The 13,221-nt window shown below is 55.0% G+C and carries 13 protein-coding genes; 1 reads left to right on the forward strand and 12 read right to left on the reverse strand.

Going from position 1 to position 13,221, the window contains the following annotated elements; all coding sequences use genetic code 11:
- Window positions 1-35: 35 nt before the first annotated feature.
- Window positions 36-785 (reverse strand): electron transfer flavoprotein subunit beta/FixA family protein, encoded by a 750-nt coding sequence (locus KO116_RS12950; protein ID WP_035566169.1) that lies wholly within the window; start codon window positions 783-785, stop codon window positions 36-38.
- A 474-nt stretch (window positions 786-1,259) separates the two neighbouring features.
- On the opposite strand from KO116_RS12950, the gene KO116_RS12955 reads away from it, so the two are divergent.
- Window positions 1,260-2,924: an electron transfer flavoprotein-ubiquinone oxidoreductase gene (locus tag KO116_RS12955; protein WP_035566171.1), complete on the forward strand. Its 1,665-nt coding sequence runs from the start codon at window positions 1,260-1,262 to the stop codon at window positions 2,922-2,924.
- Between the two features lie 104 nt (window positions 2,925-3,028).
- On the opposite strand, the gene KO116_RS12960 is transcribed toward KO116_RS12955, so the two are convergent.
- The 11 genes from KO116_RS12960 to fabG all read right to left on the reverse strand — a co-directional run bounded on the left by KO116_RS12960 (window position 3,029) and on the right by fabG (window position 13,215).
- Entirely contained in the window at window positions 3,029-5,242 is a 2,214-nt protein-coding gene (locus tag KO116_RS12960; RefSeq protein WP_035566174.1) for an ATP-dependent helicase, read from the reverse strand.
- Entirely contained in the window at window positions 5,239-5,802 is a 564-nt protein-coding gene (locus KO116_RS12965; RefSeq protein ID WP_035566175.1) for a DUF1285 domain-containing protein, read from the reverse strand. The genes KO116_RS12960 and KO116_RS12965 overlap by 4 nt, the downstream gene beginning before the upstream one ends.
- Window positions 5,803-5,839: 37 nt before the next feature.
- Window positions 5,840-6,670 carry a TatD family hydrolase gene (locus KO116_RS12970; RefSeq protein WP_035566176.1) on the reverse strand — a complete coding sequence of 277 codons (831 nt, stop codon included), beginning with the start codon at window positions 6,668-6,670 and terminating at the stop codon, window positions 5,840-5,842.
- A gap of 69 nt (window positions 6,671-6,739) precedes the next feature.
- A complete protein-coding gene (locus tag KO116_RS12975; protein WP_008956795.1) occupies window positions 6,740-7,075 on the reverse strand; it encodes a PilZ domain-containing protein in 336 nt (111 codons plus the stop codon).
- 44 nt (window positions 7,076-7,119) lie between these two features.
- Window positions 7,120-8,106: a DNA polymerase III subunit delta' gene (locus KO116_RS12980; RefSeq protein ID WP_035566178.1), complete on the reverse strand. Its 987-nt coding sequence runs from the start codon at window positions 8,104-8,106 to the stop codon at window positions 7,120-7,122.
- Window positions 8,097-8,750, reverse strand: a complete 654-nt coding sequence (gene tmk, locus KO116_RS12985; protein WP_179914850.1) for a dTMP kinase — start codon at window positions 8,748-8,750, stop codon at window positions 8,097-8,099. The genes KO116_RS12980 and tmk overlap by 10 nt, the downstream gene beginning before the upstream one ends.
- Window positions 8,751-8,808: 58 nt before the next feature.
- Entirely contained in the window at window positions 8,809-9,816 is a 1,008-nt protein-coding gene (gene mltG / locus KO116_RS12990; RefSeq protein ID WP_035566183.1) for an endolytic transglycosylase MltG, read from the reverse strand.
- A 47-nt stretch (window positions 9,817-9,863) separates the two neighbouring features.
- Window positions 9,864-10,676, reverse strand: coding sequence for an aminodeoxychorismate lyase (gene pabC / locus KO116_RS12995; RefSeq protein WP_035566186.1), 813 nt, complete (start codon window positions 10,674-10,676; stop codon window positions 9,864-9,866).
- 6 nt (window positions 10,677-10,682) lie between these two features.
- A complete protein-coding gene (gene fabF, locus KO116_RS13000) occupies window positions 10,683-11,921 on the reverse strand; it encodes a beta-ketoacyl-ACP synthase II (protein WP_035566189.1) in 1,239 nt (412 codons plus the stop codon).
- A 192-nt stretch (window positions 11,922-12,113) separates the two neighbouring features.
- Complete coding sequence (gene acpP, locus KO116_RS13005; protein ID WP_008956801.1) at window positions 12,114-12,347, reverse strand: acyl carrier protein; 234 nt, start codon at window positions 12,345-12,347, stop codon at window positions 12,114-12,116.
- 124 nt (window positions 12,348-12,471) lie between these two features.
- Complete coding sequence (fabG, locus tag KO116_RS13010) at window positions 12,472-13,215, reverse strand: 3-oxoacyl-ACP reductase FabG (RefSeq protein WP_035566191.1); 744 nt, start codon at window positions 13,213-13,215, stop codon at window positions 12,472-12,474.
- Window positions 13,216-13,221 lie beyond the last annotated feature (6 nt).

A 13,221-nucleotide genomic window follows, 5' to 3' on the forward strand; every position in this document is an offset into this window, starting at 1 on the left:
GTTTATCTCAAAGTACGGAGAGTCAAGAACCGACCTTAAAGAACTTTGGCTTCGTTTTTCAGTTTGTCGATCAGCTCGTCGACCGAGGCCACTTTGACACCGCCTTTGCGCTCGGCAGGGGATTCCACCTTGAGCAGGCTCACCTTAGAGGCCACTTCCACGCCGTAGTCAGCAGGAGTTTTCACATCCAACGGCTTTTTCTTGGCCTTCATGATGTCGGGCAGCTTAGCGTAGCGCGGCTCGTTCAGGCGCAGGTCGGTGGTGACAATCGCCGGGAGCGTGAGGGCGATGGTTTGCAGCCCGCCATCGATTTCACGGGTGACGTTAACCTTGTCCCCGTCCACCGCCACTTCCGAGGCGAAAGTGCCTTGCGGCAGCCCCGTCAGCGCAGCGAGCATCTGGCCGGTCTGGTTGTTGTCGGTGTCGATGGCTTGTTTGCCGAGAATCACCAGACCGGGCTGCTCTTCATCCACTACCTTCGCCAGCAGTTTGGCCACGGCCAGCGATTCTACGCGCTCGTCGGTTTCAATATGGATGGCGCGGTCGGCACCCAGCGCCAGCGCGGTGCGCAGCTGCTCTTGGGCGGCCTTGGGGCCTACCGTGACGGCGACGACTTCGGTCGCCACACCCTTCTCTTTCAGGCGCACGGCTTCTTCCACGGCAATTTCGCAGAAAGGGTTCATGGCCATTTTGACGTTGGTCAAGTCCACATCAGAGTGGTCCGCTTTCACGCGGATTTTGACGTTGTAGTCGATGACGCGTTTCACCGCGACGAGTACTTTCATAGGTTCCTCGCTTGGCTTGTAATAAAAGCCGTTAACCTGGGACGGTACCCGCTTCGCGAGTACCCCTTATTAAATAGTGACTAGTAATAGAGTTACTGCATACGTTATTAGCAATAACGTCTTGCTTGGGCACTGCCAAAAATGGCAGTGCCGTCAAATTCATTCAAGCGTTTGATAGATACATGATTGAAAAACCCTATTAATTTGCCATAGCCTGCCAGTTAGTGACAATACTTGCTAGCTACTGCCTTGGTCTTATCATTGATCTATCGCTAGCAACACATACAGCCAAGAAATGCGGTTTGCACCATCGTAGGCGTGACCTGACACAGGTATTATGCCTATCATGGGGCATAACCAGAAGCAAACGACCGTTTTAAATTAAGGCCATCTATTTATAAGCTAGTACCTAAAACGTAGGCATTCACTAGCTTTTGCAGATATTGGCGCTTAAAGAGAATAAGGAGAAGCCGGGTGGAAACTGTTGAACGCGATGTAATGGACTTTGATGTCGTCATTGTCGGCGCTGGCCCATCCGGGCTTTCCGCCGCCTGCCGACTCATGCAGCAAGCTAACGAGGCGGAGCAAGAATTAACGGTCTGTGTGGTTGAGAAAGGCTCAGAAGTTGGCGCTCATATTTTGTCAGGAGCGGTTTTTGAGCCCCGCGCACTGACTGAACTCTTTCCAGACTGGAAAGAACGCGGCGCGCCGCTCAATACGCCCGCCATTCGCGATGACGTTGTTTTGCTTAAGGACGCCGAGAAAGCGCAAAAAGTGCCTAACGCACTGGTGCCGAAAAGTATGCATAACACCGGCGGCGATCAGCAACGTTACGTTATCAGTGCCGGCAACCTCTGCCGCTGGCTGGCCGAGCAGGCAGAAGCGCTCGGCGTTGAAATCTTTCCAGGCTTTGCCGCCCAGGACGTTATCATTGAAGACAACGCTGTGCGCGGCATTCTGATTGGTGATATGGGTGTCGCCGCCGATGGTACACCCAAAGATGGCTACATGCCGGGTATGGAACTGCGCGCCAAATACACGCTATTTGCTGAGGGTTCACGCGGCCATATTGGGAAGCGCTTAATTAAAGACTTCTCGCTGGATGAGGGTCGCGACCCCCAGCACTACGGTATTGGCCTCAAAGAGCTGTGGGATGTACCTGCCGAGCAGCATGAGCCTGGCCTGGTAGTTCACGGTTCAGGCTGGCCTTTAGATAACAACACCCACGGCGGGTGGTTTTTGTACCATGCGGAAAATCAGCAGGTGGTGGTAGGTCTGATTATGGATCTTGGCTACCAAAACCCATGGCTTTCACCGTTTGATGAATTTCAGCGTATGAAACATCATCCGGCTATTGGCCAATACCTTAAGGAAGGCAAACGCGTTGCTTACGGCGCCCGGGCCATTACCAAAGGGGGCTTCAACTGCCTGCCAAAAATGACGTTCCCCGGCGGCCTGCTGGTCGGCTGCGATGCTGGCACGCTCAACTTTTCCAAAATTAAAGGCTTACACACCGCCATGAAGTCGGGCTTAGTGGCTGCCGAGAGCGTGTTTGAGGCAATTAAAGGCGGTGATGAGGGCGCTCAGGAACTGACGAGCTTTACTCAGAAATGGGAAGCCAGCTGGGCGTATCAAGAGCTTAAAGAGAGCGCCAGCTTCGGCCCGGCTATCCATAAATACGGCACCATCGGTGGCGGCGCGTATAACTTTGCCCACCAGTTGCTGGGCAACAAGTTACCCAACGTCCATGACACCACTACCGATCACGGCGCCCTGAAGCCTGCGGACGAGTTTGAAAAGATTAACTACCCCAAGCCGGATGGAAAGCTTTCCTTCGATAAACCATCGTCAGTGTTTCTGTCGAATACCAATCATGAAGAAAACCAGCCGTGCCATTTACGCCTGGAGGATCCGGAGCTACCGATCCGAGAGAACCTGCCTAAGTATGCAGAGCCAGCACAGCGCTACTGCCCGGCCGGTGTGTACGAAGTGGTTGAAGATAGCGAAGGACAGCCGCGTTTTCAGATTAACTTCCAGAACTGCGTACACTGCAAAACCTGTGATATTAAAGACCCAGCGCAAAATATCACGTGGGTAGCACCGGAAGGTGGCGGCGGCCCCAACTATCCTAATATGTAAGCCAATCACCCTAATATGTAAGACAGCCGCATGAAGGTTACGGCTAGAAGGGAGCACGCGTCCCTACTAGCCGTAGCCCCTCCCTTTCACATTCAACTTACACGCTAAGAGAGAATAGCGCTTTGCGAGCCTTCCAATAGCTGAATGGGCGCTCGGCGGGCAATAAGCCTGCGTCGGCCAGCTTGGTCAAAGCGCACATCAATCACCGGGTCGCTCGCATTTCCCTCTACTGCCGCCACTTCACCCTCACCAAATACCGCATGGTGCAGACGCTGACCGGGATAAAAGCGAGTATCGGCCGAATAAGTTGCCTTGTGCTCTTCAACGTGTGCCGCTGCGAGCACAATGTCGTCTCGCCCTAAACGCGTCAGATAACGCTCAACCAGCCCCACCGATGTCACTTGCAGCGATGCTTCTGGCGCACAGGGGTTAGCTAGACAAGAGGCCACACGCATACTGTCTTGCCAGGCACTTTCGGCGATAAAGCGGCTGGGACGGTGTACGCCCCCATCATGGAGCACTAATAGCTGTTCTTGGGCGCGCGTGATGGCTACGTAGAACAACCGCCGCTCCTCCTCCAAGCGCTCATCGCTAAGCGGATTATCGCGGCTGTAGTGGGGAAAATCCTCTTCATTGACACCCACCACAGCTACCAATGGCCACTCAAGCCCTTTGGCACCGTGCACTGTGCTAATCAGCACGCCGCCCGCCTGATTTTCAACCGGGCGTTCCAGTAGCTCGATAAAGGCATCTGGGTCTTGAACGCTTTGCGCCTGCTCAATTAAGACATCGAGTAAGCGTACATCCTCTTCACCTTTATCGCGCCGCGCCGCTGCCCGTTTAAGTGTTTTTTCCGCCTCAATGGTTTCCACTACATGCCTTAACAGCTTGGCGGGCGGCCATGCACTCAGCTGAGGCAATTCACATAGCAGCAACCAGCGTTTTTTAAGCGTACGCCGCTGGATCGGCTTTAATGCCGTCAACATAGGGTCATGCCGCTCAGGCCACTGCTGGGTAGTCGCCAGCTGATGGGCTAATCGCTGCAGTCGCTCACGAGCAACAAAGGGAGTCGGTTGGGAAAGCAGCAGTAATAGTTGCTGCGGATCGCGCAGCAGATCGGGACGACGCGACAGCTTCAAGTACCCAGCGAGTGCCTGTACCAACGGCAGACGAAAGACAAAACGATCCTCGCGCTGAAGCCGAAACGGAATTCCCGCCTGCAAAAGCGCCAGCTGGAAAGGTACTGACAGCGCCCAACTACGCACCAGCAAACTGGCCTCGTTAAACGCACGCCCTTGGGCCTTCCAATCCATCAAGGCATCCAGTAACAGCCGACTGCCCTGCCCTACCGAGACGCGCGTCTCAGGGTTATTGGGCGCGGCCAGACACAGCTGATTGGGGCGGCGCTGATTGGCGGCAATGGCATGATTAGCGGTAAGCGCCAAGGCATGGCCATGACGGAACGTGGTAGATAGCGGGTAGTCGGTGGCCTCGCCAAAGGTGGCGGTAAAATTTTCCAGCATCGTATCGGGTTTGGCGCCACGCCACTCATAGATGCATTGGTTAGCATCGCCGACCGCCATTACCTCGGCACGGCTGCCCACCAGCACGGATAAAAGGCGCTGCTGAGCGGCATTAATATCTTGATACTCGTCAATAATGACATGATCCAAAAACCCCTCGACGCGACCACGCAGGGCGCTATCTTCCTCTAACGCCTGCAAAGGGCGATAAAGTAAATCAGCGTAGGTCATCACCCCTTCCGACTCTAGTAGCCGCTCCGCCTCGGCAAAAGCAGCCGGAAAATAGTCGGTATCCGGGTCAACATTGAGTCGTTCATAGAGCGATTCAGGGGTAATCATCTCTGCTTTAACCAAGCCGCAGAAGTGGGCCAAGGTTTCAAGCCGATCTCCTTCTAGCGCAGCATCACGGCGCTCAACTGCGTCGCGCAGCACATTAAGGCTCGCTTGACGAAGCAGCCTCTCTAATTGCCAATCGGCGGATAATAGCTGACGAGGCGCAAGCGCGCCCCAGCGACATAGGCTTTGGGTTAGGCGGTGGCCTAGTGAGTGAAACGTGCGCACATCCGGCAGCGCCTGCCCGGCAGGCGCCATTGACGCTAAACGGCGCTGAAAATCATCCTTGGCGGAACGGTTAAACATCAACACCAGAATGCGCTTTTGCGGCACACCACGGGCCAACAGGTGTAGCACCCGAGCGGCCATGGTAGTGGTTTTACCTGCGCCTGCGACGGCCGCCACCCGCGCATGACCGGCGGTATGATTCACAACGGCCTGCTGTTCAGCGGTTAACTTCACGGCGCCTCGCCTGATGGTTCATCGTCAAGCTGACCGAGCGCAAACCACTGACCGGCACTCATTAACCCAATCTCAGTAGTGCCATCGTCGTTTTCACGGGCTTCTGTTGCGTCAACAAGCTGGTAATACACATTACGGTGCAGCCTGGCGGCCAGCCCAAAACGTACCGGCAGTTGCGGGACTGCCTCGCCTTGAGGCGTTAAAGTGACGGAAAGCGGGTGCTCGGCATCCAAGCGAACGACATCGTCAAACTGGGTGGTGAACCACCAAGCATCGTCGTGAAAGTCGGCCTCTACCGCGACCAGCGGTAGGTCTTCTACCTCTATCCGCCAACGCTCTACCGGCGTGACTAAGCAGTAACCATCTTCGTCAAGACGTAGCAGCGTGGCCAATAAACGCGCCACCTTGGGACGGGCAAAGGTCTGTCCTTCGTGCCACCAGCTGCCATCGGCGTGAATACGCAGGTTCATGTCTCCAGAGAGCGGAGGCTGCCAGTGGTCAAGGGGAGGAATAGTGCCTCCCACTTCGTCACGCTGCAGCAGCAATCTATCGATATTCATCTCGCCCTCCTTGCTTAAGCGCATTCAACACACAGGGCTATAGAAGCCCAGACTGTTCTAACGCCTCTTTGACATGGTGCGGAGCATCAGGCGCAGCGGCACGAAAGAGCTGATAAAAGTTGGCTGTGGTCTGCATGGCGACCTCGTCAACACTGACCCCCCGCTCACTAGCGATACACTCCGCCACTTCCACTACCCAGGCCGGCTCGTTGGGCTTGCCGCGATAAGGAACAGGGGCAAGATAGGGGCTATCGGTTTCGATTAGCAGGCGATCCAGCGGCAGCTGGCGGGCTAGCTCTCGCAGCAGTGCAGCGTTACGAAAGGTGATAATCCCTGATAACGAAATGTAAAAGCCCAACCTTACAGCTTCACGGGCCATCGCTAAGTCTTCAGTAAAACAGTGTAATACACCGCCCACGCGAGGGTCGCTATATTCACGCAGCAGAGCCAACGTTTCTTCTTTGGCTTCACGGGTATGCACAATCACTGGCAGTTCTAACTCACGCGCGGCAATCAAATGACGCTTGAACCGCTCGTGTTGCACATCTAGCGGCACGCTGTCGCGGTAGTGATAATCCAGCCCGGTTTCGCCGATGGCTACCGCGCCATACTGCTCGGCAGCTTCTTTTATATCCTCAACGTTGGGCTCGTTCTCACTGTGATGCAAAGGATGCAAGCCAGCAGAGATCGCCACATCGTGATGCTCACGAGCAATGGCTGCAAGTTGCGGCAACTCCTCCAAGGTAACGGCGACCGCAAGAAATTGGCTAACGTGGGCCGCGCGCGCAGTTGCCAGTGTGGCAGCGAGGTCGCCCCCGTGCGTCTGGTCAGATAAACGATCTAGGTGACAGTGCGAATCAACAAACATGCAGGTCTCGACAACGGATAGGGCGTTAACACCATGGTGCTTACTTTCAAGGTATCAACGGCGATTTAATCAGAGCGTGAACGACGGGGCTGCCTTATCCAACTGTCCGGCAAGCAGCGTCTCAATGCGATCACGCACAGGGTAATCTTGCTGGCTGAAATGTAGACCAATACCAGGAATGCGCCGGCCGCTGACACCCTCGGGCGAGACCCATACCACGTGGCCGGTGATTGAAAGACGTTCGCTTTCACCCGGCAGCGTCAGCAGTAAAAACACCTGCTGACCCAGTGCATAGGGAGTCTGAGTGGGCACAAAAATCCCCCCTCGATCCAGAAATGGCATATAAGCGGAGAGCAGTGTCGGCACATCAGGAATGTTAAGAGAGAGCGCTTTTTGGGCTGCCATAACAACCTCGCTAGATTGCTGTGAAATAGGGAGAACACTCTCCGCTAGGAGCGTAGCAGAGCCGCCCAGCGAACCAACCACGCCTCAAGCACCAACTGGGGATTTGGGTTAGCCCCCACCGCCAACAGCCGCCGCTGTTCACGGGCATAATCCAGCAGGCGAAACCAATCCTGCACCCGGCCATTTTTGACCGCCTGACGATAAAGCGGCTCAAGATCGGGATTGTGCAGCACGGCTGCTTCACCGGATAAACCGAGACGAATCAGGTCTTCCAGCCAGGCAATACCGTACCACAAAATGGCATCAATCGCCTGGCGATCCAGCCGCGCGGCCTCTGATACTGGCTCTGCGCCGCGCACCAACTGCTCAAAACTGTCGTGAATTTGGTGGCGCAAAGCGCGCTCTTCGGGCGCGGCCAACTCCACCGCCAGTAGCGGCAGGCCTCCCGCTACCTGCCACCAGAAGTAGGCTTCGTCGGCACTGTTGAGTTTCTCGATCAGCCAACCACGACACGCTTCAAAGGCAACACTGGGCAGGGACCACTGCTGACAGCGCGAGCGGATCGTTGGCAGCATCCGTGAAGGCACGTCAGAGAGCAGGATAAACAGCGTCTTATTGCCGGGCTCTTCCAGGCTTTTAAGCAGCGCATTAGCAGCGGCAACGTTCATTGCCTCAGCCGGTGAAATGACGATGACCCGGTATCCCCCCTGCTGAGCCGTTTGAGAAACAAAGCGGTTAACCTCGCGAATAGGGTCAATACGAATCTGGCGTTTGCCCTCTTCCGGCGAGACCCGCAGCAAATCAGGATGATATCCCGATGCCAACATAGCGCAGCTATGGCAATGACCACAGGCCTGGTCGGCAGGAGTGGCGCAAAGTGTCCGGGCGATTAACGCCTCCGCCAACTGTTGCTTACCTACCCCATGGGCGCCATGAATGAGCAGCGCATGGGGCATCCGCCCTCCATCGGCCAGACGGGTTAACTGATGCCAGGTGGCAAGGTGCCACGGCATAACACCGGTTAACGCCATGCTGTTACTCGCGCCGAAAGGGTCTTACGAAGCTGCGTCTGTACTTCTTCTAGGGAGTGTTGAGCTTCAATCACTGCAAAACGTTCGGGGGCTTCTTCTGCTCGTGCCAAATAGGCGTCGCGTACAGCTTGGAAAAAATCGGCCTGCTCTTGCTCAAAACGGTCAAGCTGCTCGTGACGATCGCGCAGGCGTACTTCTAAACGCTGCTTTGCCGCCTCTTTAGGCATATCGAGCAAAAGCGTTAAATCGGGCGAGAGCCCCTGCTGAACAAAATTTTCCAGCACGGCGATACGCTCCTTGGCAATACCTCGGCCGCCGCCCTGATAGGCAAAGGTAGCGTCAGTAAAGCGATCACACACTACCCATGCGCCTCTTGCCAGGGCAGGCAGAATTTTCTCCGCTAAATGCTGCGCCCTAGCGGCAAACATAAGCAGCAGTTCTGCGTCCACATGCAGCGGCTCTTGGGGGGCCGGGTCCAGCAGCAGTGCTCGAATAGCTTCGCCTCGCTCAGTTCCCCCCGGCTCACGTGTGCACACCACTTCCAGCCCCTGGGCTTCCAGCCACTCGGCGACAAAGCCCACATTGGTAGACTTTCCCACGCCTTCGCCGCCTTCCAGCGTAATGAAGCGTCCCCGCTTGCTCATCATGCTCCCTTACTGTGGTGATCAATGTGATGATGACTTTGATGATAGGTCATAGCTATTACCGATTGCGAATATAGCGATTAACGGCATTATTATGCTCCCGCAATGTACGCGAGAAGTGATGTGTGCCATCGCCCCGGGAAACAAAATAGAGCGTTTCGCCGGGTAGCGGGTTTACCGCCGCTTCCAATGACGCACGCCCCGGCAAAGCGATCGGCGTGGGCGGCATGCCATCAATCACATAAGTGTTATAGGGCGTCGCTTCACGCAGATCAGCGCGGGTGATGCGTCCTTCATAGCGCTCGCCCATGCCATAAATAATCGTCGGGTCGGTTTGTAAGCGCATACCCTGCTCCATGCGGCGCTTAAACACCCCGGCAATCTCGCGCCGCTCCTCCGGCGCCCCCGTTTCGCGCTCAATCAAAGAGGCCATAATAAGCGCCTCGTAGGGCGACTCAATGGTCAGGTCGTCGGCACGCTCTTCCCAGACACTGTCCAGAATTCGCTCCATACGCTCAAGCGACTGCTGTAGTAGATCGACGTCGCTCATCCCCAGGTGGTAACGATAGGTATCGGGAAAGAACCATCCCTCAGGAAAGGTGCCTTCACGATCAAGTAGCGTCATCACCTCTTCGTCGCTCAAATCAGCCGTGCGATGGTCAAGTTTTGGTGCGGCATTGAGCAAGTCGCGCATTTGACGAAAGGTCCACCCCTCAGGAATCGTCAGCGGATAGGTGACAACGTTATTACTGCCTAGCAGCGCCATCATTTCCAGCCCGCTCATATCCGGCAAAAGCTGATATTCGCCAGTACGCAGCCGCGGCACGCGCTCCGGCTCCACCCGCGCTAATAAGCGAAACGCCCAAGCATCTTCCAGTATGCCCTGGGATTCCAACTCCGCCACCACCTGATTAAACCCCGCACCAGAAGGCACTTGGTAAAGCGTTGGCTCATCAAGCGCTAGCGGTGCCTCTAAGCGGCTCTGCCAATAAAAATAACCGCCTGCTGCACCGGCAGCCCCGATTATGACTACGACTAACAAAGCGGTTAATAACCGTTTCACCATGACACCTCAAAATAATTGCAGGGCGATATTGATAAGAAGGCTGACGTTTAGACAAAGCCTAACAACTGATGGGCCAAACGCTGAAAGGGATCAGACTCACTCACAGCCCAGCGCTGCAGCAACGAACCATCCGCTGCTAGCAGTGTCGTCACAGGCCACACTCCCTGAACAGAGTTTGCTACCCATAGCCGCTCGACCTCTGCAAGGCAATCCAGCGACAGCGCCCCCAGAGCAACGACACCTTGATCAATTAATCCAGCGCGCAACGTGCCTGCTACTCCGCATTGGTCAACAAAAGGCGTGAACACTTGCCCTGCCTGCAGCCAAAAAATATTCATACTGGTGGCTTCTATGACCCGGCCTTCGCTATCAGCGAGCAGACCTTCGGCGATCGCGGTATCGCTCCATTCCTGGCGGGCCAGTACGTTCTCCAGACGATTAAGGTGCTTAATACCGGCCAACCGTGGCTGGCGGCTAAGACGCAAATTACAAAGCCTGACTGTGACACCCTGCTGCCAGCGCTGAATTGAGGGTTGAAATGGCGTACGGCGACTAAGTAAACGCGGTGTTACTTCATCCGGCTGCGCATAACCCCGCCCACCACTGCCACGCGTCAAGATAAGCTTGAGTACTTCCAGCTCAGCGGTGCAGTCACCCTGCCACGTGGCATCCAGTGTTGCTTGACAAGGTAACGGTATATTTAGGCACTGGCATCCTTTCGCTAGGCGGTCTGTGTGATAACGCCATAGCACCGGTTTTCCCGCCCGCAACAGCACCGTTTCAAAGAGGCCATCACCATACGCAAGCCCGCGATCATCAAACGGCACAGTTTGTTCGTCAGATAACGCGGGCGGCAACATCGTCAATTACACCTTCTTGAATAACAGCGAACCGTTAGTACCACCAAAGCCAAAGGAGTTGGAAAGCGCCATATCAATCCGCATGTTCCGTGCGGTATGCGGTACATAATCCAGATTGCAACCCGGCTGTGGGTTATCCAGGTTGATGGTCGGCGGTGCGATCTGGTCACGAATAGCCAGAATGCTGAACACTGCCTCTACCGCACCAGCGGCACCCAACAGGTGGCCGATCATCGACTTGGTAGAGCTCACGGCCACATTATTGGCTGCATCACCCAGTACGTTCTCAATGGCTCGACTTTCTGCTAGGTCACCTGCCGCGGTTGAAGTGCCATGGGCATTGATATAGTGCACTTCAGAAACGTCAACCTGGGCATCTTTGATGGCATTGCGCATAGAGAGCGCCGCGCCGCGACCATCTTCCGGTGGCGATGTCATGTGGTAAGCATCATCGCTCATGCCAAAGCCGACCAGCTCGGCATAGATGTGAGCTCCTCGCGTTTTGGCATGCTCATACTCTTCAAGCACCAACACACCCGCACCGTCGGATAAGACAAAGCCATCGCGATCAGTATCCCACGGGCGGCTGGCCGCCTGAGGGTCATCATTACGCGTTGAAAGCGCGCGAGCCGCTGAAAAGCCGCCAAGACCTAGCGGGGTCGTCGCCATCTCGGCACCACCACAGACCATGACATCCGCATCGCCATAGGCGATCGTGCGCGCGCTGTAACCAATATTATGGGTACCGGTGGTACAGGCAGTGGTAATCGCGATATTCGGCCCTCTAAAGCCGTGCTGAATCGCCATATTGCCCGAAATCATATTAATGATGGAGCCCGGCACAAAGAACGGCGACACCTTCCGGGCCCCACCCTTGTTAAGCGCGTTGTGGTTATGTTCAATCATTGGTAGGCCACCAATGCCTGAACCGATAGCCACACCGATACGATCCGCATTCTCTTCCGTGCACTCGATACCGGAATCTTCAACCGCTTGGGCGCCCGCCGCCATACCGTACTGAATGAAGAGATCCATCTTGCGAGCATCTTTAGGATTCAGGTACGGACTAATATCAAAGTTCTTGATCGACCCACTAAAACGCGTGTTAAAGCCACTGGTGTCAAAATGCTCAATAGGCGTAATACCGCTTTTACCGGCCACAATGTTGGCCCACGACTCATCAACGTTATTACCCACTGGGGTCACCAGGCCTAACCCAGTTACCACTACCCTTTTCCGTGCCATCAGCTTTCCTCCAGGCATCCATGGTGACGCGACCCACTTGGGTCATTCGCTGCTTAAATTTGGTCAACAGTATAACGGAGATTGAACGTTATAAGCATTGTGGCAGCAAAGCAAAAAAGCCGCCCTGCGAAAGGACGGCTCTTAAGGCGGGTGACTAGCACCCCACCCTGGTTCGATGCATCGACGCAGCCCTTACTGGTGGGCGTTCACGTAATCGATGGCTTCTTGAACCGTGGTGATTTTCTCAGCTTCTTCATCAGGAATTTCAGTATCGAATTCCTCTTCCAAAGCCATGACCAGCTCAACGGTGTCGAGCGAATCAGCACCCAAGTCTTCTGTAAAAGAAGAGCTGTTTTGGATGTCTTCTTCTTTAACGTTCAGGCGCTCTGCTACCACTTTCTTAACGCGCTCTTCAATAGTACTCATTAACGTACTCCAGTCGTTCACATTAGCCGTTTTTGATAACCAGCTATTTGGAAACCGCAAGCCAAAAGCTGCGGGGTAGTTTATAGACGCCCTCGGGTCGACGCAACCGCCATCCCCAAGGCCATCAACGCATATTCATGCCGCCATTCACGTGAAGCGTCTCACCGGTGATGTAACCGGCTGCATCACTGGTCAGAAAGCCAACCGCTGCGGCGATCTCTTCCGGTGCCCCTAAGCGAGCCAACGGAATTTGCTTAAGTAACATTTCATGCTGGGCTTCGGGCAACGCCTCGGTCATATCGGTGGCAATAAAGCCCGGCGCCACCGCGTTAACCGTAATGGCGCGAGAAGACACCTCACGCGCTAAAGCACGACTAAAACCTTCCATACCCGCTTTGGCTGCAGCATAGTTAGTTTGGCCCAGGTTGCCCATGGTTGCCACTACAGAGCTGATCGACACAATACGCCCAAAACGCGCCTTGGTCATACCCCGCAAACACGCCTTACTAACACGATAGACAGATTTTAAGTTGGTATCCATCACGGAGTCCCACTCATCCTCCTTCATACGCATCAGCAAATTGTCTCGCGTGATACCGGCATTGTTAACCAAAATGGTCGGCGCACCAAAGCGCTCAGTGATGGTTTTCAATACGCTGTCAATGCTGGCCTGGTTCGTCACGTTAAGACACAGACCTGCGCCTTCAATGCCATTCTCTTTTAAATCAGCATCAATTTTTTCAGCACCGGACTCGCTAGTCGCTGTGCCAATGACGATACGGCCTTGACGACCTAACTCACGAGCAATGGCCTGGCCAATACCGCGACTGGCCCCTGTTACCAGGGCAACTCTACTTTCTTGGGTCATAACGTT

Source organism: Halomonas sp. KO116 (genome assembly GCF_000734975.2).
In the GTDB taxonomy this organism is placed as follows: domain Bacteria; phylum Pseudomonadota; class Gammaproteobacteria; order Pseudomonadales; family Halomonadaceae; genus Vreelandella; species Vreelandella glaciei.